The 25,867-nt window shown below is 44.0% G+C and carries 22 protein-coding genes and 4 tRNA genes; 9 read left to right on the forward strand and 17 right to left on the reverse strand.

Annotated features, from left to right (window positions below):
• Nucleotides 1-23: 23 nt before the first annotated feature.
• Complete coding sequence (gene rlmH / locus BQ7489_RS03655) at nucleotides 24-497, reverse strand: 23S rRNA (pseudouridine(1915)-N(3))-methyltransferase RlmH (protein WP_072529974.1); 474 nt, start codon at nucleotides 495-497, stop codon at nucleotides 24-26.
• A gap of 94 nt (nucleotides 498-591) precedes the next feature.
• On the opposite strand from rlmH, the gene nadC reads away from it, so the two are divergent.
• The gene (nadC, locus tag BQ7489_RS03660) at nucleotides 592-1,446 is read left to right on the forward strand and encodes a carboxylating nicotinate-nucleotide diphosphorylase (protein ID WP_072529975.1); all 855 of its coding nucleotides are present in this window, start codon (nucleotides 592-594) and stop codon (nucleotides 1,444-1,446) included.
• Between the two features lie 36 nt (nucleotides 1,447-1,482).
• Complete coding sequence (locus tag BQ7489_RS03665) at nucleotides 1,483-2,097, forward strand: DUF4923 family protein (protein ID WP_072532007.1); 615 nt, start codon at nucleotides 1,483-1,485, stop codon at nucleotides 2,095-2,097.
• A 97-nt stretch (nucleotides 2,098-2,194) separates the two neighbouring features.
• On the opposite strand, the gene BQ7489_RS03670 is transcribed toward BQ7489_RS03665, so the two are convergent.
• The 10 genes from BQ7489_RS03670 to BQ7489_RS03715 form a co-directional block, all read right to left on the reverse strand.
• Nucleotides 2,195-3,157 (reverse strand): glycoside hydrolase family 43 protein, encoded by a 963-nt coding sequence (locus BQ7489_RS03670; protein ID WP_072532008.1) that lies wholly within the window; start codon nucleotides 3,155-3,157, stop codon nucleotides 2,195-2,197.
• A gap of 72 nt (nucleotides 3,158-3,229) precedes the next feature.
• Nucleotides 3,230-5,743, reverse strand: coding sequence for a glycosyl hydrolase family 8 (locus BQ7489_RS03675; protein WP_072529976.1), 2,514 nt, complete (start codon nucleotides 5,741-5,743; stop codon nucleotides 3,230-3,232).
• Between the two features lie 112 nt (nucleotides 5,744-5,855).
• A complete protein-coding gene (locus BQ7489_RS03680; RefSeq protein ID WP_083580450.1) occupies nucleotides 5,856-7,673 on the reverse strand; it encodes a RagB/SusD family nutrient uptake outer membrane protein in 1,818 nt (605 codons plus the stop codon).
• A 25-nt stretch (nucleotides 7,674-7,698) separates the two neighbouring features.
• On the reverse strand, nucleotides 7,699-10,839 hold the full coding sequence (locus tag BQ7489_RS03685) for a SusC/RagA family TonB-linked outer membrane protein (RefSeq protein ID WP_072529978.1): 3,141 nt from the start codon (nucleotides 10,837-10,839) through the stop codon (nucleotides 7,699-7,701).
• Between the two features lie 595 nt (nucleotides 10,840-11,434).
• A tRNA-Gly gene (locus tag BQ7489_RS03690) sits at nucleotides 11,435-11,510 on the reverse strand.
• Nucleotides 11,511-11,517: 7 nt separating this feature from the next.
• Nucleotides 11,518-11,600: transfer RNA gene (locus tag BQ7489_RS03695), tRNA-Tyr, on the reverse strand.
• A 12-nt stretch (nucleotides 11,601-11,612) separates the two neighbouring features.
• Nucleotides 11,613-11,685: transfer RNA gene (locus BQ7489_RS03700), tRNA-Gly, on the reverse strand.
• 7 nt (nucleotides 11,686-11,692) lie between these two features.
• Nucleotides 11,693-11,775: transfer RNA gene (locus tag BQ7489_RS03705), tRNA-Tyr, on the reverse strand.
• Nucleotides 11,776-11,836: 61 nt separating this feature from the next.
• Nucleotides 11,837-12,331, reverse strand: a complete 495-nt coding sequence (gene ribH / locus BQ7489_RS03710; protein WP_072529979.1) for a 6,7-dimethyl-8-ribityllumazine synthase — start codon at nucleotides 12,329-12,331, stop codon at nucleotides 11,837-11,839.
• 174 nt (nucleotides 12,332-12,505) lie between these two features.
• The gene (locus BQ7489_RS03715; RefSeq protein ID WP_072529980.1) at nucleotides 12,506-13,183 is read right to left on the reverse strand and encodes a tetratricopeptide repeat protein; all 678 of its coding nucleotides are present in this window, start codon (nucleotides 13,181-13,183) and stop codon (nucleotides 12,506-12,508) included.
• Nucleotides 13,184-13,331: 148 nt separating this feature from the next.
• Between BQ7489_RS03715 and recF the strand changes: the two genes are divergently transcribed.
• Nucleotides 13,332-14,450: a DNA replication/repair protein RecF gene (recF, locus tag BQ7489_RS03720; RefSeq protein ID WP_072529981.1), complete on the forward strand. Its 1,119-nt coding sequence runs from the start codon at nucleotides 13,332-13,334 to the stop codon at nucleotides 14,448-14,450.
• Nucleotides 14,447-14,737 carry a DciA family protein gene (locus tag BQ7489_RS03725; RefSeq protein ID WP_072529982.1) on the forward strand — a complete coding sequence of 97 codons (291 nt, stop codon included), beginning with the start codon at nucleotides 14,447-14,449 and terminating at the stop codon, nucleotides 14,735-14,737. The genes recF and BQ7489_RS03725 overlap by 4 nt, the downstream gene beginning before the upstream one ends.
• Here BQ7489_RS03725 and BQ7489_RS03730 read toward each other — a convergent pair.
• The 6 genes from BQ7489_RS03730 to BQ7489_RS03755 all read right to left on the reverse strand — a co-directional run bounded on the left by BQ7489_RS03730 (nucleotide 14,718) and on the right by BQ7489_RS03755 (nucleotide 20,660).
• Nucleotides 14,718-15,278, reverse strand: coding sequence for a 5-formyltetrahydrofolate cyclo-ligase (locus BQ7489_RS03730; protein ID WP_072529983.1), 561 nt, complete (start codon nucleotides 15,276-15,278; stop codon nucleotides 14,718-14,720). The genes BQ7489_RS03725 and BQ7489_RS03730 overlap by 20 nt on opposite strands.
• Before the next feature lie 91 nt (nucleotides 15,279-15,369).
• Nucleotides 15,370-17,004 carry a S41 family peptidase gene (locus tag BQ7489_RS03735; protein WP_072529984.1) on the reverse strand — a complete coding sequence of 545 codons (1,635 nt, stop codon included), beginning with the start codon at nucleotides 17,002-17,004 and terminating at the stop codon, nucleotides 15,370-15,372.
• 4 nt (nucleotides 17,005-17,008) lie between these two features.
• On the reverse strand, nucleotides 17,009-17,440 hold the full coding sequence (locus BQ7489_RS03740) for a dCMP deaminase family protein (RefSeq protein ID WP_072529985.1): 432 nt from the start codon (nucleotides 17,438-17,440) through the stop codon (nucleotides 17,009-17,011).
• Between the two features lie 7 nt (nucleotides 17,441-17,447).
• Nucleotides 17,448-17,918: a DUF4847 family protein gene (locus BQ7489_RS03745; protein WP_072529986.1), complete on the reverse strand. Its 471-nt coding sequence runs from the start codon at nucleotides 17,916-17,918 to the stop codon at nucleotides 17,448-17,450.
• 12 nt (nucleotides 17,919-17,930) lie between these two features.
• Nucleotides 17,931-19,967, reverse strand: coding sequence for a M3 family metallopeptidase (locus BQ7489_RS03750; RefSeq protein ID WP_072529987.1), 2,037 nt, complete (start codon nucleotides 19,965-19,967; stop codon nucleotides 17,931-17,933).
• Nucleotides 19,968-19,973: 6 nt separating this feature from the next.
• Complete coding sequence (locus tag BQ7489_RS03755; RefSeq protein WP_072529988.1) at nucleotides 19,974-20,660, reverse strand: Crp/Fnr family transcriptional regulator; 687 nt, start codon at nucleotides 20,658-20,660, stop codon at nucleotides 19,974-19,976.
• Nucleotides 20,661-20,836: 176 nt separating this feature from the next.
• Here BQ7489_RS03755 and BQ7489_RS03760 point away from each other — a divergent pair, with 176 nt between their 5' ends.
• The 5 genes from BQ7489_RS03760 (at nucleotide 20,837) to BQ7489_RS03780 (ending at nucleotide 25,860) form a co-directional block, all read left to right on the forward strand.
• The gene (locus tag BQ7489_RS03760; protein WP_072532009.1) at nucleotides 20,837-21,439 is read left to right on the forward strand and encodes a MarC family protein; all 603 of its coding nucleotides are present in this window, start codon (nucleotides 20,837-20,839) and stop codon (nucleotides 21,437-21,439) included.
• 624 nt (nucleotides 21,440-22,063) lie between these two features.
• Nucleotides 22,064-23,380: a circularly permuted type 2 ATP-grasp protein gene (locus BQ7489_RS03765; protein WP_072529989.1), complete on the forward strand. Its 1,317-nt coding sequence runs from the start codon at nucleotides 22,064-22,066 to the stop codon at nucleotides 23,378-23,380.
• A gap of 58 nt (nucleotides 23,381-23,438) precedes the next feature.
• Nucleotides 23,439-24,137: an alpha-E domain-containing protein gene (locus tag BQ7489_RS03770; protein ID WP_072529990.1), complete on the forward strand. Its 699-nt coding sequence runs from the start codon at nucleotides 23,439-23,441 to the stop codon at nucleotides 24,135-24,137.
• A gap of 20 nt (nucleotides 24,138-24,157) precedes the next feature.
• A complete protein-coding gene (locus BQ7489_RS03775) occupies nucleotides 24,158-24,937 on the forward strand; it encodes a transglutaminase family protein (protein WP_072529991.1) in 780 nt (259 codons plus the stop codon).
• A complete protein-coding gene (locus BQ7489_RS03780) occupies nucleotides 24,934-25,860 on the forward strand; it encodes a M14 family metallopeptidase (RefSeq protein WP_072529992.1) in 927 nt (308 codons plus the stop codon). Before BQ7489_RS03775 ends, BQ7489_RS03780 begins: the two co-directional genes overlap by 4 nt.
• Nucleotides 25,861-25,867: the final 7 nt, after the last annotated feature.

Consider the following 25,867-nt stretch of genomic DNA (forward strand, 5'->3'; position numbering starts at 1 on the left):
GTAGAAACCGGTCCTTTCCAGCTTTATTCATGGTGGTAAGGTCCGTTGTTCAGGATGGTCATGGCACGGTAAAGCTGTTCAACGAATATGAGGCGTATCATCTGGTGGGAGAAAGTCATTTTCGAGAGTGAAATCTTTTCCTGTGCAGCAGCATAGACGGCGGGAGAGAATCCGTAGGGCCCTCCGATAATGAATACCAGACGCTTGCTGACGGTATGCATCTTGCGTTCTATCCAGGCAGCAAACTCTACCGAGCGGAATTCTTTTCCGTGTTCGTCGAGCAGTACCACTACATCTCCGGGTTGCAAGGCTTTCAGTATCAGTTCGCCTTCCTTTTCCTTCTGCTGGTCGGTGCTGAGGCTTTTGGTGTTTTTCAGTTCCGGAATGATTTCCATGTCGAACGATATATAATGCTTGGTCCGTTCCAGATAGTCGTTGATAGCGGTGATATAATGTTTCTCTACGGTTCGGCCTACGGCCAATAATGTAATTTTCATGGGCTTATCTGCTTGATTTTGAATTTTATTTTTGCAAAGATAGGGAATAATCTTACCTTTGCGTTGAAATAACTTACATAAAATAAAGAATAAAATGGACGAAAAAGTTGTTAAGGATCTGATAGACCGGTTAATTGATCTGTCGTTTGCGGAAGATATAGGAGACGGTGACCACACTACCTTGTCGTGCATTCCAGCCGACGCCATGGGTAAGTCAAAGCTGCTGATAAAAGAAGAAGGAATTCTGGCAGGCATTGAGGTGGCTAAGGAGGTATTCCGCCGTTTTGATCCGACCATGAAAGTGGAAGTGTTTATTCAGGACGGTGCCCATGTGAAGCCGGGTGATGTGCCCATGGTGGTTGAAGGAAAGGTACAGTCACTGTTACAGACAGAACGTCTGATGCTGAATATCATGCAGCGTATGAGTGGTATTGCAACCATGACAAATAAATATGTGAAACGTCTGGAAGGTACCAAGACACGTGTATTGGATACCCGTAAGACAACTCCGGGAATGCGTGTACTGGAAAAGATGGCGGTGAAGATAGGTGGCGGTGTGAACCATCGTATCGGTCTGTTCGACATGATTCTCCTGAAAGACAATCATGTGGATTTTGCCGGAGGTATAGACAAGGCGATTACACGTGCCCGTGAATACTGTAAGGCGAAAGGCAAGAACCTGAAGATTGAGATTGAGGTCCGTAATTTCGACGAGTTGCAGCAGGTTCTGGACTTGGGTGGTGTAGACCGTATCATGCTCGACAATTTCTCGGTTCCTGATACCCGTAAGGCGGTGGAAATGGTTAATGGACGTGTAGAACTGGAATCCTCGGGAGGCATTACTTTCGATACGTTGCGCGACTATGCCGAATGTGGGGTGGATTTCATATCGGTAGGTGCGTTGACTCATTCGGTGAAAGGTCTGGACATGAGTTTCAAGGCCTGTTAGAATATAATGACCATTTATTTTAATACATACCAACAGATGAGAAAAATGAATATATGGAAGTGGGTACTTGCAGTCTGCTTCGTCTTAACTGTAGGTACAGAGGCCGATGCCCAGGACTGGAAGTCCATTCTTGGAGGGGTTGTCAATGCAGTGACTGACGGGAATACCAGTCTGACCGGGAAAAAATCGGTTGAAGGTACGTGGACTTATGCAGGTCCTGACTGTAAGTTTACCAGTGACAATCTGCTGGCTAAGGCCGGGGGAGAAGTGGCTTCAAAAAAGATTGAAGGCGAAATGGGGGATATCTTGAGTAAACTGGGTTTTACAGAAGGATGTACCTTTACATTCAATTCGGATGGTACTTATAGTTCTGTTGCGAACGGACGTACGACAAACGGAACTTATACCTATGACCCGGAAACAAATGATCTTCAGATGAAGACCCGTCTGGGACTGAAGTTCAATGCTACCGTATCATGGCCGTTGACAGGCAATAATATGAGTCTGCTGTTCAATGCCGACAAGCTGATGACACTGGCGCAGACTATCGGCAATGCGGTAGGAAAGAGTTCTACAACACTGAGTTCTGTCAACTCATTGCTGGGCCAATATGACGGCTTGCAGTTGGGTATGGAATTGCAGAAACAATAATCCGGGCCTGTAAGGCTATGAAAAAGAATGGCTGCCTCGTTCCTGATAAGAAGGATATGAGGCAGCCATTCTTGTGAAGTGGAATAATGGGAAGTGATTATTCTTTTTTGCTCTGTTCTACGTGCTTCATGGTTCCGTCTTCGTTATAGAAGAGTTCGTCGAAGCATACGGAACGTCGTCCGATGGCACCTTTGTGTCCGTCAATGGTCAGTACGGCGTTATGATAGAATAGGTACCATTTACCTTTAAATTCAATGATTCCCGGGTGAATGGTAAAGCTGTTTTCGGCCATACCGGTAAGTTCTCCTTTGTAGTCCCATTTATTCCCCATCTGTGAAGCCATGGCATATGAGATGTTTTCGCGTCCTTTTCCCATAGAGGCATAGGTGAGGTAATAATGATTGTCTTTTTTATGCAGCCAGGGGCCTTCTACATACCGGGGCAGGTCGGCAACCATTATGTCACCGTCCAGTTCAATCATGTTGTCTTTCAGTTTGGCGATGAAGCAGGTTCCGTTACCCCAGCACAGCCAGGCTGTCCCGTCATCGTCTATCAGTACGGTAGGGTCAATGTCGTTCCACCATCCACGTTTGCCGTTCGATGTCATTTTGTCGTTGACCAACGGTTTCCCTATCGCATCTACAAACGGTCCGGTAGGTGAATCGCTTACTGCCACTCCTACCGCTTTTCCGGTATAAGGTTCTCCTGCCTGCACTGTCGTGTAGTAGTAGAATTTCCCGTTCCGTTCCACAACCTGTGAAGCCCATGCTTCACCTACTGCCCATTTGAAATCTGTCGGTTTCAGTACGGAGCCGTGGTCGGTCCATGTTTTCATGTCGTCGGTAGAATAACAGAGCCACTCGGTTATGTTGAACTCTTTTCCTCCCGAAGCCGTATCCTGGCCTTCGTAGAATTCGTCGTGACCTACATACAGATACAGTCTGTTGTTGTGTACCATAGGGGCAGGATCTGCCGTAAACTTGTCGGTAATGAGAGGGTTCCCTTCAAATTTGAATGTCTTCTGTGCTAACGACGGAAGGCAACTGCCGGCCATTATCATGCCGGTCAGGAGCATAGTTGATATCAGTTTCATAATTAAAGGTATAAGGTTTAAAGTTAAATATAATGAAAATTAGTCTTTCGGGAATATGATCTGGTACTTTCCGCTGAGATGCATGAATGCGAACAGCCGTAACAGTCCGTCGTAATAAGCGTCGAAATACCCGTCATCGTACGGTTCATGTTTGGCTTCCCATAATTGTTTGGCGAATTCATAGCATCGGGTGTCGGTGCAGGTCAGTGATACGGCTGCCGAAGTAGCCACAAGTCCCAGTGAATGGCGCAGTTTCCTGTATTCCTCACGGTTCCCGCCCAACAGGATTTCCTTTACCGGAGTTCCGTCTACGTTGTACTGGTCATCGAATGTATAGAGTCCCTTTCCGTACAGGAAGTTCTGTATCTTGTTGCCATATTCCTGCTGCCATTTTCTGTCGGAGCATGACCATGAGTAGTCCAGTGCGATATTCATCGGGACACGCCAGGAATCGAATCTGAAAGCGTCTCCTATGATACCCTTATTACCCAGCAACGATCCGTCGTAATTGTTATAGTCCGGATTCAGTCCGGTTACAGGATGTATACTTTTGTGCAGGTATTCACGGCTACGTTCGGCACATTCTTTCCAGAATCCGCTTCTGCCGTCTTGTGCCCATCTGGCCCATACTTCATAGAATGCAGGCAGGTGATAGGAAGGGTCTGTAAAGCTGGCTCCGTATCGGGTGGGGGTAAATGTGATCAGCTTATGTTCGAGGTCAATCAGCGGTGTGACAAAGTCCATTCCCGTTTTCTGCATGGAACAGTCCAGTATGTACTGCGCCTCTGCCAGATAGTTGATTCCCGAATCGTTTCCCCACCTGTTTGAAGCGAAGATGAGGGAAGTGATGTAATACAGTTCTCCGTCGGATGCCGGACCTTGTGAGTTGCGTGTGCCGTCGGTCTTGCAGCTCCAGGCAAAATAGCCTTTGAACATGCCGTCGGGATTCTGCATGTACTTCTTGCACCAGTGCCAGAGACGGTCGAAAATATCCTTTCTGTCGAATTGGACAGCTATCATCATACCATAAGACATGCCTTCCGTACGGACATCGTTATTCTTTACGTCACTGATGTATGCCATGGAATCGCCTACCTCGAAATAGATTTTGTTGGGGCCGTAGAATACTTCATTGAAAACCTCTTTGAGCTTGGCATCGATTTCTTCTTGTGAATATCCCATTTCGGCAAAGAAGTTCCGGTATTGCCGGGTGTTGAAAGCGCCTTCCGACCATGGTACGGCATCGAAACCGATCCAGTCAATTTCTACAGAAGAACCTTTCAGGAGAGACAGGCGGATATCATGGATGCCGGTGGGTGCTCCGGTTACAGGAGCCGTGATGATACTCCAGTCCTTGCTGGCAGGAATGTTGACCCTTACCAGTTCTTTCCCGGAGGTTTCGATCCTGACACTCCCTTCCTGGGCAGACCTGATACGCATCTTCACTTCCGATACCGGTTTCTGTCCGAAATCGACCTTATTGTATGTTAACCAGGAATTCGTTTTATTGAATGTACATTTCCAACCTTCAAACTTGTTCTTTTCATTGAGGAAGGAAACTGTAACCCCTTTTTTACTTGTTTCACTGTATCTGTCAATCTGTATTTTCATGCGTGCATCTGTAATGCCTACACCTCGTAATGTCGGTCTGACTTTCCGGATGGTTCCGTCGGCATTAAAGAAGAGCGAATCTATCCTTGCAGAACGGTTCTTGTCGAATTCGGGTGAATAGTCGTTATGATGGTAGAACAGGTACCACTGTCCGTTATATTCCACGATAGAGTGGTGATTGGTCCAGCATCCGGTAGAGGATTCATCCATTATTATGCCTTTGAACTTGAACGGTCCGGTAGGGGTATCTGCCATGGCATAGGCCAAGGTTTCTGTTTTATCTTTTACCCACGGAAATGTGAGGTAATACTTTCCGGCTCTTTCAAAGACGAAAGGTCCTTCTTTGAATCCTTCGGGCAGTCCTTGTATTTCCACCGGTTCGGAGGCAAGTTCCCTCATATTGTCTTTAAGTTTGGCCATTCTCAATCCGTTTCCTGCCCAGTAGATGTAAGCCGATCCGTCTTTGTCGACCAGAACACAAGGGTCTATACCCATAATTCCTTTGATCGGTCTCCAGTTGGGGAAAAACGGCCCTTCGGGATGATCGGAAACGGCGACACCGACCGAGAATCCCTTCGTGTCTTTGGGTTTTGAAGGAAAAAAGAAATAATACTTCCCGTCTTTGTATACACAATCGGGAGCCCACATGGAATAGGAATTCGGTTCTACCCATGGAATATTGTTCTGTTCCAGAATAATTCCGTGATCGGTCCAGTCTGTCAGATTTTCAGAAGAATATACATGATAGTCGGCCATGCAGAACCAGTCGTCGGATGGGTCTTCAGGATTCCTAATGTCATGAGACGGATACATGTATATCTTCCCGTTGAATACCCTTGCAGTAGGATCAGCCGTAAAATCACTGTTTATAACCGGATTCTGTGAGTTGGCTTTTCCTGTGCAGGCAAGTAATAGGAGTAGGCTGAAATAAAATTGTTTCATAAGCGTCTTGAAATTGCGCAAATTTTGTAAAAGCTCTGTGTATATACTAAGAAAGCTGTCTCATCATTTCTTTTGAGACAGCTTTCTGTACTAAAAAGAGTTGAATATTACATTAGTTGGCCGAATTACCGTGCATGTTGGTATTGGTTGTCAATTCCGTTGATGGAATAGGTACACGTAAATGACGTTCGTAATTGAATGTTTGTGTACCTGTCAGATTTGTCTGTTCAACCTGGATAGCATTCTTGTTCTTCAGGTTGTCCAATACAGATTCACGGTCCGGATCATTCGGGTTGTTATACCAGCGCATCAGATTAAAGAAGCGCCAGCCTTCCCAATAGAGTTCTACAGAATATTCGTGTTTCAGAATTCTACGTACGGTATTAAGTTCCATACCTTTGCAGATTACGTCACCGTTTTCGCTGACAACTCTACCTACAACAGGATGGCTCTGCAGCAGTTCGTCTACAGTAGGCAATGTACCGCCTTTCAGGTATGCGTTACCTTTATCGGCTTCTGTTGTGTTAAAGGCTTCTGTATTGTTGTTGGCACGGTTACGTACTTTCTGGATGTAGACTTTTGCTGTTGCTTCATCTCCTGTTTCCAGACAACATTCAGCGTACATCAACAGGATATCTGCGTAACGGATCAGACGGTCGTTGATACCACTCTGTTCCTTGGTTCTGACTTGATCCAAGCTATATTTACGGCATCCGAACCATTTACCTTGCCATTCATCGAATACATCACCGGAGAACAGTTGTTCATAAGGCAACCAGTTTCCTGATTTTCCAAGGAAGCGGCAACCTCCAGGTATATACAGTCCCAGATAAGCACGTGGGTCTATGATATTCCCGTCGGCGTCACGTTCAAATTCGTTGTACAGGGCAAGTGAAGGCTGTCCGTTCCACCATCTGGCAGATTCTGTAGAGTTCGGAGCACTCATTTCAAGTTCACGGATAGTGTTCTGTCCAGTTACAACCCAGCTGTTGATATCACCGGGAGCGGCCGGGTTGAATCCACCGGTTTCAACACTTTGGCAGAACTGTACTTCAAACAGAGATTCAGAGTTGTTTTCGTTATCTTCAGTAGCGTTGTCACGGTAGTTGTCTACCAATGAATATTTTCCTGAATTGATGATCTGTGACAGAACTTCCTTTGCTGCAGCCCAATCAGCATCACCGGCTTTTGCTGTACCATCGAGGATCGGACGGGCCATGTATGCTTTAGCCAGGAAGGCAAGTGCAGAACCTTTGGTTGCACGTCCTTCATCTTCAGTTCCTTCATAGTTCCATTCGGTCAGGAGTTCGGATGCATCTTTGAAGTCCTGTATCATGCGCTGATAGATTTGTCCAGGTTGGGCAGGCGGTAACAGATAGTCATCGCCGCCTGTAGTTACATAGTCACGGTCTGGAATTTCATCTCCCCAGAAATATACCAGATAGAACCGGCTCAAGCCGCGGAGGAAGATTGCTTCACCTCTCAGACGGTCGTACAGTTTCTTGTCATCTGGATTGTCAAGATTGAAGACGCCGTTCGGGTTCGCTTCGATTTTTTCCAATGCCAGGTTGGCGGCATATTGCAGCACATACATATCCTGATATGTGGTTGACATACTTCCAAGGTCGGCGTTTACGTTATATTGTGACAATCTGGCTGTTTCCGGTTCTCCGGCTGCGGCACCACTTGTAAAAGCGTATTCATCACTACGGGCGTTAAGCATGAACGGCATCCAACGAGCCCATCCTCCTGCTCTTTGAAGGATGTTATATGCTCCGTTTACTGCATAGATAAGGTGTTCTTGCGTATTGTAATAGCTGTTTTCACTATCTGCTGCAGGATTGTCGAAATCCATTTCTGGCTGGCAGGAACTTAAGGACAATAATACAGATCCTAAGCAAATACCTATATATGTTTTAATGTGTTTCATAATAGTCAAAATATTTTATTGTCATTTAAAACGTCAATTGTAATCCGGCAAAGAATTCGCGGTTAGCCCAGTATGTATCTCCAGAGTAGTAGAATGCTCCGTCAACTCCACGGTTCAATGTAGAACCATTGTTAGGTACTTGTGGATCGAACATAGAATAACCGGTGATAGTGAACGGATTCTTGACACCTACATACAGACGTAAAGATTCGATGTGGGCTTTTGAAATCAGGCTCTTGTCGAATGTATATCCCAATGTGATACGGTTGCAACGGAAATAAGAACCGTTTTCGATGAAGTAGTCTGAAGCCATAGTGTGGTTACCGTTAGGGTCGTTCAATACGGCACGTGGTATGTTGGTATTGGTATTGGCCGGTAATGTAATGGTTTCGCCACCTGCAGTTGTGAAGGTTACATCTTCAGCACGGAAACGGTTGTTCATGTCGGTCATCTGGTTCTTGGCTGCATATCCGCCCATAAGTTCAGTCTTCCAGTTGTTGTAGATCTGGTTTCCGAAGTCACCTTGCCACAACATTGAGAAGTCGAAACCTTTGTATTCGGCTGTAATGTTCAGACCTAAAGAACAGTCGGGCAATGAAGACCCGATGAATGTCTTATCATCATCTGTAATCTGTCCGTCATGGTTTGTATCTACATATTTGAGGTCACCTGCCTGAGCAGAAGGCTGGAGGCGTTCACCCTTTTCGTTGACGTAGTTGGCAGCTTCTTCATTGGTACGGAACAAACCGTCGGTCTTATATCCCCAGAACTGGGCAACCGGTTGTCCTACTACAGTCATTGTTACGTTACCGGTGCTACAAGAACCTCCGGCTAATGAAGCGTTACTTCCCAAGCTGGTAACTTCGTTGCGATAGAAAGAGAAGTTAGGTGAAATGGTCAGATTGACGTCACCGATCTTTTCACGATAGGTTGCGGCGATTTCGATACCCCAGTTCTTCATGCTACCGATATTCATATATACAGAGTTGATATTACCGGTAGATTTAGGCAGCTGTACAGCCAGCAACATATCTGTGGTCTTACGGTTATAATAGTCGAATACCAGACTGAACTTGTTGTTGAACATATCCAAATCGAAACCGACACCGGCATCTCTTGTTGTTTCCCATGACAGATCAGGGTTAGCGAAGTTTTCAATCAAAGGAGCTGGAGCGTTAGAAGCGGTACCTTCCGGATTGATCTGGTTCGGTCCGAATGTATAATATCGGTTATCGCTTTCAACTACTGACTGGTAGTCATATCTACCTACGGCATTGGCACTACCGATCCATCCTAATGTAGCACGGATCTTCAAATTGTCGATCCATCCTGATGTAGCTTCTTTCATCCATGGTTCTTCACTGATTCTCCATCCGGCAGAGAATGATGGGAAATATCCCCAACGGTTACCATCTTTGAACTTGGAAGATTTATCAGCACGGAAGTTGGCTGTAATCATATACTTGCTGTTGTATGAGTACATGACTCTGGCAAGGTATGAATAGTATGCTTCATTGTATTGTGAACTTACGATTGTCTGATAATCCGGATAACGGCTTTCCTGACCGAAATCTGCATATTCATTGCTTTGTCCTGCATTCTGTGTTGACCATCCGTCGAATGATTCTGATACGATACCCAATACACCTGACAGGTTATGACCACCATTGAATGTCTTGTCGAAAGTCAACAGGTTTTCAATGATCTGATGTCCGCTACCACCTTTTGTGGTTGTTTGTGTGTTGTATGCCTGTTTTCCGTTTGCTGTTCCCAAGTCATGTTCCGGAACAATGGTTGCATCGTTGTTTCTTGCAAATGAGTAAGTGTATGTCAGACGGTATTTCAACCAGTCGAAGATTTTGATTTCACCGAATATACTTCCTAATCCTGTGATTGAATTGTTGCGGAGCTTTTGATTTTTCAGGAACCATACCTGGTTGACCATATCGTTTCCATCACGACCGTTGTTACCGGTAAGGAAGAGTGAACCGTCTTCGTTATATACCGGAAGGTTTGACGGAGTCAACATCATGTTCATCAGAGAAGCTCCACTGAAGCCTCTTGTTCTGCTGTTGCTGGCAAAGATACGTCCTCCGTAAGTGAAGCGTCCTACTGTACCTTGTACGTTTGCATAGATGTTGTCTGCTTTAATATCTTCTTTATGCATCTGGTCATCATTGTCGGCGTGGGTAGCACCGATACGATAGTTGGCGTATTGGCTACCGCCACTTACAGACAGGTCATATTTCTGGTAATTCGTATTGCAGAAATATTCATCCCACCAGTCGGTTCTACCCAACGGGTTACTAGGATTGGCAACTCCTGTCGGAACGACTTTATTCCATGAGCCGTTAGCAATAGAAGCGGCATCAGAAGAATTATAATAAAGTTCGTTTACATATACTGCATAATCGTATGGATTCAGCATGTCTACTTTATTTGTGTTAGATCCGAAACCGGCGTATGCGTTGAAATTGACTTTCGGTTTTCCTTCTGCACCTTTCTTAGTAGTGACTACGATAACACCATTAGCACCACGTACACCATAGATGGCACAGGAAGCGGCGTCTTTCAATACTTGGATAGATTCGATTTCATTGTCGTTAGGAATATTTCCTGAAGCGTCGATGATACCATCTACAACCCACAACGGATCGGTGCTACCAGTGATGGAAGCTGTACCACGGATACGGATCTTACCTCCTGATACGTTGACACCTGCGGTACTTCCTTGTAATGCATCAGTAATACCACCCGGCGATTTCAATACTTCGGTCGGGCTTAATGTTGAAATAGCAGAAGTCAAATCCTCTTTCTTTTGTGTACCATAACCTACTACTACTACATTATCCAGCATTTGTGTATCTTCTGTCAATGTAACGTTCAGTGTAGTTTTTCCGGCTACTGGAATTTCTTGTGTCTTATATCCGACAAATGATATAACGAGTGTTGATTGCGAGGGGACATTTAGATTAAAATTACCATCAAAATCTGTGATGGTACCATTGGTTGTCCCTTTTTGAAGCACACTGGCTCCAATAATAGATTCTCCATTTCCATCTTTAACGGTACCTTTTACCGTAATGTTCTGCGATAATGCCCATAATGGAATCATACAGAACAATAAAAGTAACCCGATAGGGCGTAATTTAAAAGAGTTTTTCATAGGTTATATTATTGTTATATGATTAGAATTTACATACGTATTAATAATTTAATCTAATTGAAATCTATGCTATATTCCAGCTGTTTTTTTGAATGACTTATACAACTGACTGCTATAGTTGATAGACTTATTTGATTGATGATATTTAATGTTTTGCCAAGTATTAGTTTTTATATTTATTATTATGTAATATCTTGTTTTTAAATGCTGGATTTTTTAAAGGGTGGCGTTTGTTCCCTTTGAAATGTCAATTAAAAACACAGATATTATTGTTACTTTTCTAAGAATTAGAAGGTTGTAAAAAAATATTAAAAAATATTTATAAAACAATCCATCTCCTTAAAATTTCGACTCCAAAATTACATTAAAGTGTATTTTTTTAGTTACCCCGCATGTAACATTTATTGTCCATAAAGTAACTCCTATGTTTGTTCATATTACAAAATATAGAAAAGAATCGTACATTTGTGCTTTATAACATAAACGGGCATGGACTTTATTTCCTACAGCTTGGATAATTGATGTGAAAAATGTAACATGAAGGATTGTGAGGATAAATAAAAAAGACCATGTATAAAAGTATACATGATCTTTATGGAGCGGAAGACGGGACTCAAACCCGCGACCCTCAGCTTGGAAGGCTAATGCTCTATCGACTGAGCTACTTCCGCAGGAAAGTGGGCAAGGATGGATTCGAACCACCGAAGGCGTAAGCCAGCAGATTTACAGTCTGCCCCATTTGGCCACTCTGGTACTTGCCCGTTCAAAATAAGAGCGGAAGACGGGACTCAAACCCGCGACCCTCAGCTTGGAAGGCTAATGCTCTATCGACTGAGCTACTTCCGCAGGAAAGTGGGCAAAGATGGATTCGAACCACCGAAGGCGTAAGCCAGCAGATTTACAGTCTGCCCCATTTGGCCACTCTGGTATTTGCCCGTTCGCTTTTGATATTATCACTATTGCCAGTGCTTTTCTCAATTGCGATGCAAAGGTACAACTATTTTTTTAATCTGCAAGCAAAATCAATCATTTTTATTGCAGTAACTGCACATTCGTCTCCTTTGTTTCCAAGTCTTCCTCCCGAACGTTCTTCTGCCTGTTCCATGTTGTTGGTGGTAATCAGGCCGTAAATGACTGGAGTGTCAGTAGTTGCGTTCAGCTGGGCTATACCTTGGGTTGTTCCGGCGCAGACATAATCAAAATGGGGAGTGTCACCGCGGACTACACAGCCTAAAGCAATGACTGCATCTACTTTACCGCTTTTTATCATCTGTGCAGATCCGAAGGTCAACTCGAAACTGCCAGGCACAGTGGCCACCAGAATATTTTCATCCTTTGCACCATGTCTTTTTAATGTCTTTACCGCACCTTCCAGCAACGGGCCGGTAATATTATGGTTCCATTCGGAAACGACGATACCAAAGCGCATCTGTGAAGCGTCTGGAACTGAATTGAAATCGTAATCGGAGAGGTTATGAAATGCTGTTGCCATAATGAATAATTTTTAATGGATTAATGTCTTTATTGTAAATGTAAATAGCGGTATAAAAAAACGAAGAATCCGGTAAAATGCTTTTGCGTGACCTACACAAAAGGAAGATTACAAGATTCTTCGTTTGCTCAATTTTTTTAAAGTCTGATCCTGATTATTGCAAGGTCTCCTTTATTATTTAATTGACGCACGTTCAATATATCTGTCAATATCGTAAGCCTGCATGGAATTTCCGTATTTATTCTTAATTTTGGTGTAGGCTTCAACTGCTTCGGCATTTTTGCCTTGTTTTTCCAGAATTTGTCCTGCCTGAAGCAGATACAGCGGACTCAATGACTGGCTGTCTGCTTTATCAGCAGCTTTCAGCAGTGTGGCTGCAGCTTTGTCCAGTTGTCCCAATTCTGCATAACAATTACCCATAGTGCCCAAAATTGCCGGAGAAACCATGTAGTCGTCTGCACTGAATTTGTCCAGGTATTTCAGGGCTTCTTCATATTTCCCCAATTGAGCGTAACAAAGTCCTGCATAGGCATTGGCTAAGTTTCCGGCGTCGGTACTGCTAAATTCGTCTGCTATTTTCAAGAATCCCTTGTAACCAAGGCTATCACCTTTCAATGCTATTTCATACTGGTCATTGCCGAAATATGCTTCACCTTTGAAGAGGGCTTCGGAAGCCTTTTGTTCATTAGGTTCACTGATGAAATGTCTGTAACCGAATGTACCCAGAACAATCACTACGATTGCTACTACGATACCGATCAAAACGTTTTTGTACTTAAAAAGGAATGATTCTGAAGCAGAGAGTGCTTCGTCTACATTCAATGGATCATGAGTGTGTTTTTGTTCTGCCATTTTATATTAGTATTTATTATTTCTTGAGTGAAACTTTTCGGTCAGCAAAAGTAATTTATTTATAGTTATAAACGAAATTTGAAAGCATGTTTTTTTAGCTATCCTGCTTTTATTGCTATTTTTGTAGTCTCAAATTAAGATTTTGTTTATGTGGTTGAAACGCATTTCAATATTGAACTATAAGAATCTGGAACAGGCGGAACTGAGTTTTTCTCCTAAAATGAACTGTATTATAGGTAAAAATGGTATGGGAAAGACTAATCTGATGGATGCGGTCTATTATCTTTCATTCTGTAAAAGCGCCACTAATCCGATAGATTCCCAAAATATTCTTCATGAGCGTGATTTTTTTGTTTTGCAGGGCTTTTACGAAACGGATCAGGGTGATCCGGAAGAAGTCTATTGTGGTTTGAAAAGGCGTCAGAAGAAACAGTTCAAACGTAATAAAAAGGAATACAGCCGTTTGTCGGACCATATCGGTCTGATTCCGTTGGTGATGGTTTCTCCTGCCGATTCCTGGTTGATTGCTGGGGGGAGTGAGGAACGCCGCCGTTTCATGGATGTGGTGATTTCTCAGTTTGACCGGGAGTATCTGGATGCCTTGATCCGCTATAACAAGGCACTTTTGCAGCGTAATACTTTGCTGAAGGCGGATATGGAGCCTGAGGAGGAATTGATGACGGTATGGGAGGAAATGATGGCTGCCAGCGGTGAGATTGTGTATCATAAACGTCGTGCATTTATTGATGAATTTATCCCTGTGTTCCAGTCGTACTATTCTTATATATCTCAGGATCAGGAGGAAGTCAGTCTTCGTTATGAGTCACATGCCGAACGTGGAGGTTTGCTGGATCTGTTGAAGGAATCACGCCAGCGTGACCGTATTTTGGGATATTCAACCAAAGGGATTCATAAGGATGATTTGGTAATGGAATTAGGTGAGTTCCCAATCAAGCGGGAAGGGTCTCAGGGGCAGAACAAGACTTATCTGATTGCATTGAAGCTGGCTCAATTCGAGTTCTTGAAACGGACGGGAAGCCGGACTACTCCGATTGTTTTGCTGGATGATATTTTCGACAAACTTGACGCTTCGCGTGTGGAACAGATTGTCAAGCTGGTGGCGGGTGACAGCTTTGGTCAGATTTTTGTTACGGATACCAACCGGGATCATCTGGACAAGATTCTGAAGAAGATTGATGGTGATTATAAAGTTTTTGAAGTTACCGACGGTGTAGTTCATGAACGTATACAGGAAATTGAAGCATGAAACGTGATAATACGGAACATATAGGTGATGTGATCCGCCGGCTTCTCCGTCAGGAAGGACTGGAGACTCCGTTGAATGAATACAGGTTGATTGACGCATGGAAAGATGTGGTCGGTCCTGCCATTTACCGTTATACAACCAATCTGTATATAAAGAACCAGACTCTTTATGTACAATTGTCGTCGTCTGTTCTACGTCAGGAGCTGATGATGAGCAGGGAGGTATTGTTGAGAAACTTGAATGCCAGGGTGGGGGCACAGGTTATAGTCAAAATTGTATTTTACTGATTCGTCCCTTTTCACTCCAAACTTCATCCATTACCATGTCAAACGGTTCGGCGGGGATATATTCCTGTACCTGAAACTGGAAACAGATCCCTATTTTGTATGCTTTCAGTTTGGGGAGTAGGCGGTCGTAGTATCCTTTTCCTCTTCCCAAACGGTTCCCTTGGGCATCGAAGCCGACTCCGGGTATGAGTGCCAGATCTATCCTTCCATAATCGGAAAGAGGTTCTCCTCCGGGTTCTTCTATCCCAAAACTGCCTTTTGTGAGGTTATCTTTTCCCGTATATTTCCGCAGTTCCAGTTCATTTCCTTTGACTACCGGAAGAATGATTTCTTTTTCACGGCTCCATTTATCTATGAATTTTTGGGTCTGCACTTCGTCGGGGAGTGAATAGTAGAGCAGGATGGAAGTCGCCTGACGGAATCTGTCGAGCTGTTCTATCTGTTGCAGGAGTTGGCTGGAATATTCTTCCAGCTCTTTCTGTGTATAAGCTTTTTTCTGTGTTGCAATATAACGGCGCAATTCTTTTTTGGTAACTGTCATAGAGTAATATTATTATATGGAAATACCGGAATCCTTGTTTCCGATTGAAGAAAAAAGGATTCCGGTATGTGGATTTGTTATTGTTCTGTCGTCATTTTTTTTGGGGGGCTTTCGGGAATGAATCACCGTTCTCAAGGACTTCTACAGCTTTCAGAACAGTATTGTCCGACTGGTTCATGTACTGCAGGTAAGCCTCCATCCCCAGCATGTTATAGATAATATTGCCGTATAAAGCTTCGTCCAGTATTTTTTTGGACTTGTACATCAGAATATTTCTGCGTTTCAGATCTCTTTTTTCGGCATATGATGCGAATTTTTCCAACAGGTTCTGTTTTTTCAGGTAGGCTTCCATCTGTTCCGGGGTAGAGTATTCCTGCAGAACTTTTCTGTTCTTGTCGGTATAGTCCAGTGAGAATCTGGCTATCAGTCCTTTGGTTACCGCCATACGGTAATAGGAAGTCATGCCCGTAGTGTCTTGTGGTACAAATATGTCCGGCATAATGCCACCTCCACCATATACCGGACGTCCGATACTGGTATAATAGGTTTCTTCCTTATTCTGCTTGATACTGTCGGCCGAGAAGAATTCACCGTGCTCATATCGTGTGATGATATCCATTTCATATTCGGCATCATTTCCTTTGGCATAAGGCTTCTGGATGCATCTGCCAGACGGGGTATAATAGCGGGCTATTGTCAGGCGGATGGCAGAACCGTCGCTAAATTCGATAGGCTGTTGTACCAACCCTTTACCGAACGAACGGCGTCCGATGATGGTACCGCGGTCATTGTCCTGGATGGCACCGGCAAAAATTTCACTGGCCGATGCAGACCCTTCGTCGACCAGAACAACCAGCGGTAATTTCTGGCTACTTCCTGTTCCGTTAGAAGCATAATCCTGACGAGGGGATTTACGTCCTTCCGTATATACTATCAGGCGGTTGTTCGGAAGAAATTCGTTTACCATCTGGATAGCAGCGGCCATATATCCGCCGGTATTGCCACGCAGGTCGATAATCAGTCCTTCACAGTTCTTTTGATTCAATTTGGCCAGTGCTACCAGTAGCTCCGGATAAGTGGTTTCACCGAATTTGTTGATCTTGACATAGCCGAATTTGTCATTGATCATGTAGGTGGCGTCAATACTCTGTACGGGGATATCTCCGCGGACAATGGTAAAATGTAGGATTCCTTTTTCTCCGGGACGATACACACCTATCTTGACCTTACTTCCTTTTTCTCCTTTCAGGCGGCGCATGGATTCCTGGTTTGTAACAATCTTGCCTACAAAGGCTGTATCATTCACTTCTACAATACGGTCACCTGCCATAAGACCTACTTTTTCGGAAGGGCCTCCGGCAATTACATTATTTACATGAATGGTATCATCTTGAATCGTGAACTGAATACCAATACCGCTGAAGCTTCCTTTCAAATCGGCATTGGCCGCTTCCTGGTCTTTAGCGGAGAAATAAGAAGAATGCGGATCAAGTTCTTCCAGAATCTGAGGCATCGCATCTTCTACCAGGTCGGCCATGTTGACAGAATCAACATATTGGTCGTCGATGATGCGTAACAATGCATTCAGTTTATTTGACGAGGTGTTGATAATGCCTAATTTATTGCCCGAAAAATGATTGGCGTAAAATGTTCCTATGAGGATACCTGCCACCATACATATGGCAAGCAGGAATGGCATAAGTCGGTTCTTGTTATTTGTTGTCATATTCTTATTCGTTTGGGTTTAAGTAGACCAATTCGATATTTGCGCGTCTGAGTAGATTGAGTCCGTCTTCCAAACGGTATTTTTCGGCATATACTACTCGTTTTATGCCTGCCTGTATAATCAGTTTGGCACACTCGATGCATGGTGAAGCCGTAACATACAGGGTAGCTCCTTCACTGCTGTTGCTGGAACGGGCTATTTTGGTTATGGCGTTGGCTTCAGCATGGAGCACGTAGGGGTGGGTCACCCCGTTTTCATCTTCACATACATTCTCAAATCCGGATGGAGTTCCATTGAAACCGTCGGAAATGATCATCTTGTCCTTTACGATCAGGGCACCTACCTTACGTCGTATGCAATAGGAATTTTCTGCCCAAATGGTAGCCATACGCATATAGCGGCGGTCAAGTGTTTCTTGTTTGTTGTTTGTTTCCATAGCTTTTTCAATCTCTGAACCCTACCGGGTAAAATTGGATATAATGATTTTTGTTGAGATTAAACAGTCTGATTGTCTTGGAATCACCCCGGTAGAACTTCGCGTCGCTGATTTCATTGAAAAAAGTCCGGTCCAGTCCGGTAGGAGTTCTGTCTGACTTTATTTTAATAGAAAAACTGTTGTCGTCACCGTTGGCACTCCATTTTCCTTCGATTGTGATAGCATCCCCTTTGCCGGTTACAGTCCCGTCATTCTGGAATTGGATGGTATAAACTTCCTGATTCTTGTTGATCTGGGATACTTCATCTTTGGTAAGGGTGGGGGTGAACTTGTTTTCATCCTTCCAGTTGGAGGTGTCATATGATCCGCTCCAGTGCCAGATTTGTCCGCTGGCAAAAATTTCATTTATGTTATCACTTTGGCAGCTGCAACATAGCAGGGAGATGACGGCCAGAATAGAAAATATATAGTTTTTCATATCGTTGGTTTATCATTTGATTCCGTTTCGTTTTAATAAAGCGTCAATAGTCGGTTCCTGTCCGCGGAAGCGTTTATACAGAACCATCGGATGTTCCGTGCCTCCTTTAGACAGGATGTTGTCACGGAAGGATTGCGCCACTTCGGTATTGAAGATTCCTTTTTCCTTAAAGACCGAAAAGGCGTCGGCATCCAGAACTTCTGCCCATTTATAACTGTAATATCCGGCAGAGTATCCGCCCGACATGATATGGCCGAACTGGACACTCATGCAGGTATCTTCCACCTGTGGCAGTACCTGGGCACGTTTCCAGGCTTCCCGTTCATAGCTGCGGACGTCACCTTCAAAAGGAGTCTGGCGGGTATACCAAGCCATATCCAACAATCCGAAGCTAACCTGGCGCAGGCACGCATAGGCAACGTTGAAGTTCGATGCATCTACAATGCGTTGCAACAGATCGGCTGGTATGGCTCCATCTGTTTGATAATGACATGCAAATGTATTAAGAAAATCTTTTTCTATTGCAAAATTTTCCATGATTTGCGACGGGAGTTCTACAAAATCCCAATACACATTGGTTCCGCTCATGCATTGGAACCGGGTGTTGGCGAACATTCCATGTAGGGCATGTCCGAATTCATGCAGGAAAGTGTTGACTTCCGAGAATGTCAGTAAGGCCGGTTTTTCAGCTGTCGGTTTGGTGAAGTTCATGGTTACTGAGACATGCGGCCGGCTATTATGTCCGTTGTCATCAATCCATTGTTCTTTGTAACTGGTCATCCACGCTCCCGAACGTTTTCCCTCACGGGGATGGAAATCAGTATAAAGTACAGCCAGGTAACTACCGTCCTTGTCGAATACTTCGTAGGCTTTTACATCGGGGTGATAGACTGGAATGTCTTTGTTTTCCTTGAAGGTGATTCCGTAAAGTCGGGTGGCTAGACCGAACACGCCTTTTTCTACACGGCTCAGTTCAAAATATGGCCTTAGAGCCTCCTCGTCAAGGTTGAATTTTTCATTTTTCAGCTTTTCTGCATAATAGGAGAAATCCCACGGCATCAGTTCAAAACTTTCCCCTTCGGTTTTGCGTGCCAGTGTGCGTATTTCTTCCACTTCCTTGAGGGCAGCAGGTGTATAAGCATCCAGCAGCTGGTCGAGCAGGTGATAGACATGCCCGCTGTTTTCTGCCATCCGTTTGCGGAGCACATAATCGGCGTAGTCGCTGAATCCGAGCAGCTGTGCCACTTCCATACGCAGGTTTACCAGCTGTTTTACAATTTCGATGTTATTTTGTCCGTTTTCATGGGTACATTGGGTATTGTATGCCATGTAGAGTTGTTTGCGCAGGTCACGTATTGCACTGTATTTCATGAACGGAACATAGCTGGGTGCCTGTAGGGTGATGATCCATCCTTCCTTTCCTTTTTCCTTGGCGGTATGTGCAGCCGCTTCAACGGCGCTTTCCGGCAATCCTTTCAGTTGTTCCGGATCGGTCAGCAACATTTCGTAGCTGTTGGTTTCTTTCAGGTGGTTCTGTGAAAAGCGTAGGGTCAGGTTACTCAGTTCCATTGTGATTTTCCTGAAAGTGACTTTATCCGTATCGTTCAGGTTGGCCCCGTTACGGACAAATCCGTCGTATGTCTTTTCAAGCAGACGGCGTTCTTCGGCTGTCAGTGTCAGCTTGTCACGCTCCTCATAAACCGTTTTGACGCGTTGGAACAGTTTTTCGTTCAGGTTGATGTTATTCCCGTGTTCTGACAGTTCCGGCATCATTTTTTCGGCTATGGCATCCAGTTCATCGCAGGTTTCCGAACTCATCAGGTTGAACATGACAGTCGTGACACGGTCAAGCAGTTTTCCGGCATGTTCCAGTGCCAGCAGTGTATTGGCGAAAGTCGGAGCTTCCGGATTTTCTGTAATGGCCTTGATCTCTTCATCTTCTTGGCGCATTCCTTCACGTAGAGCCGGTTCGTAGTCGCAAAGCCGGATTTTATTGAACGGAACAGTTCCGTGGGGAGTATCATAAGGTTCCAGAAATGGATTTTGCATAAGCGGTCAGTTTAAGTTTTTTACGTATTTGATAACTTCTTCCAGTGCCGGAATGTAGATTTCTTTCCGGCTTAATGTGATCAGTTCATTGTCTCTTAATTCATTCAAAACCTTGGAAACGTTGATGCGTGTGTCGTCAATCAGAGATGCCAGGTCTTCCATCCGTATATGCAGGATCTTTTTCCCTGTAGGATTTGTGCAGCGCAACTGGAGGAAGTTGGCAATCTTTTCGTATGTGTTTCCTATATGGGCGTTCCAGAGCTTGCGGTAAATTGTCTGGGCACGGTTGCTCAGGAGATTCAGATAATTCAGTTGGAATATCTGATACTTGCTGAGCTCCGACAAAATATAGGATTTGTCTACCGTTACAATGTTGGTGTCTGTATTCGTGTAATAGGATGCGGTATATTGGGGGTGCATCCCGAACAGGGAATAAGGTTCGATGACATGTGGACTTGTGAATGTCTCTTCAAGGGTATATCCATGTTGGCTGTCGGTCGATTCGGAGTGTATTTCACCTTTCAATACGAATATGATGTTCCTGCATGTATCACCCTGATGTGCAATGCAGACTCCAGGACCATATTTTTGAAAATGTAGTTTTACTTTTTCCAGTATAGCTGTAAAGTCTTCTTTGCCAAGACCTTGAAAAAGAGGAAGCAGTAAAAGTTTATCATACATTGTTACTTCCATACGTATTTAACTTTATTAAGTTATATTTTAACATACAAAGTTAGTTAATAATTCGATAAATGTTTTGCCTTTTACCTTTTTTATCGTTTCTTACCGTCTGATAAAGGTTGTAATATCTTGCAGATGTTTAAAAATTGTATAACTTTGTATCTGAAATAGACTTAATTGTTTTGGAAATTATGGGAAAGTTTGATTTTCAGGAGTTGGCGAGTGCGTTTATTGTATTGTTTGCTGTCATTGATATAATCGGTTCAATACCAATCATTCTGGATTTAAAGCAGAAAGGCCGTTCAGTAAATGCCATTAAGGCTACGTTGATTGCCGCGGTTTTGCTGGTGGGCTTTTTTTATGCGGGCGATATGCTTTTAAGGCTCTTCCAGGTCGATATCGCATCCTTTGCCGTTGCCGGTGCTTTCGTCATATTTCTGTTGTCACTGGAAATGATTCTCGACATTGAGATTTTCAAGAATACAGGACCTATCAAGGAGGCGACCTTGGTTCCGTTGGTGTTCCCGTTGCTGGCCGGTGCCGGTGCCTTTACTACCCTGCTGTCGTTGCGGGCCGAATATGCGCCGATCAATATTCTGATAGCCCTGTTGTTGAATATGATATGGGTTTATATTGTTCTGAAGCTAACCGACCGTGTGGAACGCCTGCTGGGTAAAGGCGGAATTTATGTGATACGGAAATTCTTTGGCATTATTCTGCTTGCCATTTCTGCCCGTCTGTTTACTGCCAATATAACTTCTTTGATAGAGCAGTTCCATCAGCTGGACTGATCATTTAGTCGGGCATGTCTCCATAAGGTTTCGGGGTATGCACGAACGTGACACAGCCGGTTTGAACCGGAACATTCTTTTCCTATACATTATATTATATTATCTTTTTGATATACGCCTGCCGGTTTACCTCTTGCATGAGTCTGCTGTAACCGGGGGCGGATTCGTTGCGCATGTGAGATTCTTGTCGGAATAGTAAATTTTCCATGATGCGCTTCTTCATATTTAAATTGTATCAGTAAGAGTCAGATCTTTGATTCTTCAGTAGCTTCATTGCCGGTTCATTGTCGGCAATGGTTGCTTGTTGTTTCCTGAAAAGATTCTGTTATGAATGTGATTCTAGTCATTATGTGAAGAAAACAGAAAACATGCTCTTGTTTCATTTTGTTATTTATTTTGTTGTTTTTATATCTTTTTATTTATATATTTGCGGATATAACTTTGTAGTGGTTGGTTTTTACGTAATATTATAATAAAATGATATAATATATATTGCCTTTAAAGTCAAAAGTTGTAATTTTACAAGAAAAAAATAAGCAAAAAGGTTTTCTCGTTTGGACAAGCATCATCCAAATGTAGTTTGAGCCAGAAAGTTGGATAAGGTATAATTTAAAAAGGTAAGATATGGATAAAATAATTGAGAACCGTGATGCGGTGAACAAATGGATGGAACGTTTCGGAGTTCGTTTCGGGGTGTATAAGAACGGGGTTTTTAAAGAACAGCTGTTTCCCTTTGATGCTATACCGAGGGTAATTACCAAAGATGACTGGAGTTATCTGGAAAGGGGACTTATACAGCGCGTCAATGCTTTGAATTTATTTTTATATGATATTTATCATGAGAAAAATATCATAAAGGATGGTGTCATACCTGCAGAGTTTATTTATTCATCCAAGGGATATACTCCTGAGTGCGAGGGAATTTCTCCTATGCATAACATTTATTCCCACATATCGGGTATTGATCTGGTCCAGGCGAAGGACAACCGTTGGTTCGTGTTGGAAGATAACTTGCGTATCCCTTCCGGAGCTTCTTATCCGATGATAGCACGTACCATAACCCGGAAGGTCTCTCCACAGACTTTTCAGGAAAATGCCGTAGCCGACAATCGCGATTACAGCAATTTGCTGAAAGACATGATGGATTATGTGAATGACGGACGGGGGATTTCTGTCATATTGACTCCCGGACGTTATAATTCAGCTTTTTTCGAACATTCGTATCTGGCAGAGAAGACGGGGGCTACCTTGGCTTTTCCGGGCGATCTGATAGTGGAAAACGATATTGTCTACTACATGGGGTTGTATAAGGAAAAACAGCAGGTAGGATGTATCTATCGCCGTGTCAGTGATGAATATTTGGATCCGCTTGCTTTTAATTCGGATTCTTTATTGGGGATTCCTCATCTCATGCAGGCCTATCGCAAGGGTAATGTGGCGGTGGTCAATGCATTGGGTAATGGCGTGGCTGATGATAAAGGTATCTATTATTTTGTGCCTAAGATGGTTACGTATTATTTGAATGAAAAGCCTATCCTTCAGAATGCACCCACTTATCTTCCATATTATAAAGAAGATTATCAGTATATTCTGGATAATATAGCCAAGCTTGTCATTAAGGATGTCAGTGAAGCCGGTGGGTATGGAGTGGTATTCGGGCGCGACCTTTCTCCCGAAAAGCTGTCGGAACTGAAGCAACTGATCATTGATGATCCAAGGCGTTGGATTGCACAGGAAGTGATAGACTTCAAGGATCTGGAAATCCAGGAGGGTGATGAGCGGGTGGAAAGAAAAGCCGACCTGCGTGCTTTCGTTATTTCCGGTAAACAGACCCGGGTATGGAAAAGCGGGCTGACGCGTTTTTCACGTAACCCGAATTCATTTGTAGTGAATTCTTCGCAGGGAGGAGGATTCAAGGATACATGGGTAATGGAGAAATAAATGGTTCCGAGTGTAGGAAACAGATAACTGGATACAGACATTAAAAAAACAATATTATATGATTACATGCAATGCTATTTCAGCCATTAAAGCCAACCGTCTTTATTGGTTAGGCCGCTATACAGAAAGAGTTTATATCAGCCTTCATCTTTTGCGCCGTTATTACGACAAGATGATTGACGGTGAGCCTAAGGAGTACGAGGAATATTATCAGAAGCTGGATACCAGCAATCCGTATCCGGATATGGAAAGTTTCCGGATGGGGTATATGTATGATGACAAGAATCCCTGTTCTCTGGTGTCAGGACTGATGGCAGCCAATGACAACGCCATTGTCCTGCGTGAAGAAATCATGAGCGAGACACTTTCGTATGTCGAGCTTTCCCTGGCATATATCCGTAAGTCTGCCGAGAAAAAGGATGGGAATATCACGGATCTTCAGCCGATAACCGATTATCTGCTGGCTTTCTGGGGGTCGGTAGACGAACGGGTTTTCGATGAACGGGTACGTAATTTTCTGCGGATAGGCAAGCTGGTGGAAAATATGGACATGCACATCCGCTTTGATTATCCTTTTTATCGCATACAGGAAGCATACGAATCATTGAAACTTTGTGCAGAAACGGAGGAAGGTATTTTTGACCAGATGATTCTGGAACATCTGGATGATTTGCTGAAAGAGGATGCTTATGACTGTTCCAATTTGCAGTATAAAGCTACCGTACTTAAATATCTCAACCATCTTGTCTTGCTGTAAAGATTGAATATAATGAAGCCATGATTGTAAAGAAATACTTATATAATTATCAGACAATCATACATTTCAGCTCTCCTGTAACCGGACATTTCTTTAGTCTGAGGTGTATGCCGTGCGTAAATGCGTGTCAGCAGGTAGAAAAAAGGGACATGTTCCTGCATCCGGCGGATTATGTCATTTACGGAGCCGATGCCTGGGGAAACCCGCTTCAATACGGTAGCCGGACAGAGGCCCATGATGCCTTTATTTTTGTCAGTAGCGGTGAGGCGAAACTTAAGCCTTACAGCATTCCGGAATCTACGCCGGGATATGTCTTCCGGGTAGAGTCTTCGCTTACCGGATTATCCGATTCCATGAAAGAATTTATAGCCGATGTGGACAAGTCGGGAAATGACCCGCTGGATTGTGCCATGATGCTAGCCGAAAGGATATATGGTTATATGTGCTATTCACCGGGCAGTACACAGGTTGATACTACGGCTATGGATGCCTTCAGCCAGCGGAAAGGTGTATGCCAGGACTATGCGCATATATTGATTGCGCTGTGTCGTGCCTGTGGTATCCCTGCCCGTTATGTAAACGGTTTCATGCAGGGCACAGGAGTAACCCATGCCTGGGTGGAAGTGCTTGTAAACGGTGAGTGGAAAGGAATAGACCCGACAAACAACCGGTTGATAGAATATGGCTACATCAAGTTGGCTCATGGACGTGATGCCATGGATTGCCGGGTCAATCGTGGCGTTTTTACCGGTAACGCCACACAGCAGACAGAAATCCGAGTAATAGTAGAAGAAATATGATAAAGACAGTGGTATCTACCGCTCTACCTGTTGATGAGCGGTTGTTGATCAGGAAGAATGTAATCAGCCATGGAAATTCTGCCAGACGTATTTGTGTCGTAACCGGGACTCACGGCGATGAGCTGGAAGGCCAGTATGTCTGTTTCCGGCTGAATCAGATTGTACAGCAGAACCTGGATAAACTGGATGGTACGTTGGAAATCTATCCGGCGTTGAATCCGATGGGTATCGATTCCATTACACGGGGAATTCCCGGTTTCGATCTGGATATGAACCGTATTTTTCCCGGCAATCCGGAAGGGACAATGGCAGAACAGGTGGCCTATACCCTTATACACGATTTACAAGGGGCAGATATGGTGATCGATATCCATTCAAGCAATATTTTTTTACGTGAGATTCCGCAGGTACGCATTAATGTGCAGACGGCGGATAAACTGGTTCCTTATGCCAAGCTGCTGGATGTGGATTTCATCTGGGTACACGAAGCCGCTACGGTACTGGAGTCTACGCTGGCGCATTCGCTGAACAGTATCGGTACCCCTACTCTGGTGGTGGAAATGGGAGTGGGCATGCGTATTAACCACGGTTATGGAAACCGGTTGGTGAATGGTATCCTGAACCTGATGCATGCCATGGGAGTCTGGGCCGAAGCACCCGGGAATATCTCAGTGTCTGCTCCTACTGTCTCCGTGGGCAATCAGGTGAACTTCATCAATGCGGATGCTTCCGGAGTTTTCCTTACCGAAATCAAGAATAACATGATTGTGGAAAAGGGAGAGAAAATAGGAGAAATAGTCAGTCCGCTGACCGGAGAAATCCTTCAGTCTGTTGAGGCGACTACCCGGGGGCTGCTTTTTACCCTCCGTGCTTATCCGATAGTCTATCAGGGTTCACTCCTGGCACGTATTCATCAATTATAAACGACTG

The organism is Bacteroides ilei, from assembly GCF_900128495.1.
In the GTDB taxonomy this organism is placed as follows: domain Bacteria; phylum Bacteroidota; class Bacteroidia; order Bacteroidales; family Bacteroidaceae; genus Phocaeicola; species Phocaeicola ilei.

What these genes read in the sequence shown, in the direction of transcription:
- BQ7489_RS03730 (WP_072529983.1), bottom strand. Translation starts at nt 15,278, where the DNA reads ATGACAGTTACCAAAAAAGAATTGCGCCGTTATATTGCAACACAGAAA.
- BQ7489_RS03735 (WP_072529984.1), bottom strand. Translation starts at nt 17,004, where the DNA reads ATGACAACAAATAACAAGAACCGACTTATGCCATTCCTGCTTGCCATA.
- BQ7489_RS03725 (WP_072529982.1), top strand. Translation starts at nt 14,447, where the DNA reads ATGAAACGTGATAATACGGAACATATAGGTGATGTGATCCGCCGGCTT.
- BQ7489_RS03685 (WP_072529978.1), bottom strand. Translation starts at nt 10,839, where the DNA reads ATGAAAAACTCTTTTAAATTACGCCCTATCGGGTTACTTTTATTGTTC.
- rlmH (WP_072529974.1), bottom strand. Translation starts at nt 497, where the DNA reads ATGAAAATTACATTATTGGCCGTAGGCCGAACCGTAGAGAAACATTAT.
- BQ7489_RS03750 (WP_072529987.1), bottom strand. Translation starts at nt 19,967, where the DNA reads ATGCAAAATCCATTTCTGGAACCTTATGATACTCCCCACGGAACTGTT.
- BQ7489_RS03665 (WP_072532007.1), top strand. Translation starts at nt 1,483, where the DNA reads ATGAGAAAAATGAATATATGGAAGTGGGTACTTGCAGTCTGCTTCGTC.
- BQ7489_RS03780 (WP_072529992.1), top strand. Translation starts at nt 24,934, where the DNA reads ATGATAAAGACAGTGGTATCTACCGCTCTACCTGTTGATGAGCGGTTG.
- BQ7489_RS03755 (WP_072529988.1), bottom strand. Translation starts at nt 20,660, where the DNA reads ATGGAAGTAACAATGTATGATAAACTTTTACTGCTTCCTCTTTTTCAA.
- nadC (WP_072529975.1), top strand. Translation starts at nt 592, where the DNA reads ATGGACGAAAAAGTTGTTAAGGATCTGATAGACCGGTTAATTGATCTG.
- BQ7489_RS03680 (WP_083580450.1), bottom strand. Translation starts at nt 7,673, where the DNA reads ATGAAACACATTAAAACATATATAGGTATTTGCTTAGGATCTGTATTA.
- BQ7489_RS03715 (WP_072529980.1), bottom strand. Translation starts at nt 13,183, where the DNA reads ATGGCAGAACAAAAACACACTCATGATCCATTGAATGTAGACGAAGCA.
- BQ7489_RS03775 (WP_072529991.1), top strand. Translation starts at nt 24,158, where the DNA reads ATGATTGTAAAGAAATACTTATATAATTATCAGACAATCATACATTTC.
- recF (WP_072529981.1), top strand. Translation starts at nt 13,332, where the DNA reads ATGTGGTTGAAACGCATTTCAATATTGAACTATAAGAATCTGGAACAG.
- BQ7489_RS03745 (WP_072529986.1), bottom strand. Translation starts at nt 17,918, where the DNA reads ATGAAAAACTATATATTTTCTATTCTGGCCGTCATCTCCCTGCTATGT.
- BQ7489_RS03670 (WP_072532008.1), bottom strand. Translation starts at nt 3,157, where the DNA reads ATGATAATGGCCGGCAGTTGCCTTCCGTCGTTAGCACAGAAGACATTC.
- BQ7489_RS03765 (WP_072529989.1), top strand. Translation starts at nt 22,064, where the DNA reads ATGGATAAAATAATTGAGAACCGTGATGCGGTGAACAAATGGATGGAA.
- BQ7489_RS03770 (WP_072529990.1), top strand. Translation starts at nt 23,439, where the DNA reads ATGATTACATGCAATGCTATTTCAGCCATTAAAGCCAACCGTCTTTAT.
- BQ7489_RS03675 (WP_072529976.1), bottom strand. Translation starts at nt 5,743, where the DNA reads ATGAAACAATTTTATTTCAGCCTACTCCTATTACTTGCCTGCACAGGA.
- BQ7489_RS03740 (WP_072529985.1), bottom strand. Translation starts at nt 17,440, where the DNA reads ATGGAAACAAACAACAAACAAGAAACACTTGACCGCCGCTATATGCGT.
- ribH (WP_072529979.1), bottom strand. Translation starts at nt 12,331, where the DNA reads ATGGCAACAGCATTTCATAACCTCTCCGATTACGATTTCAATTCAGTT.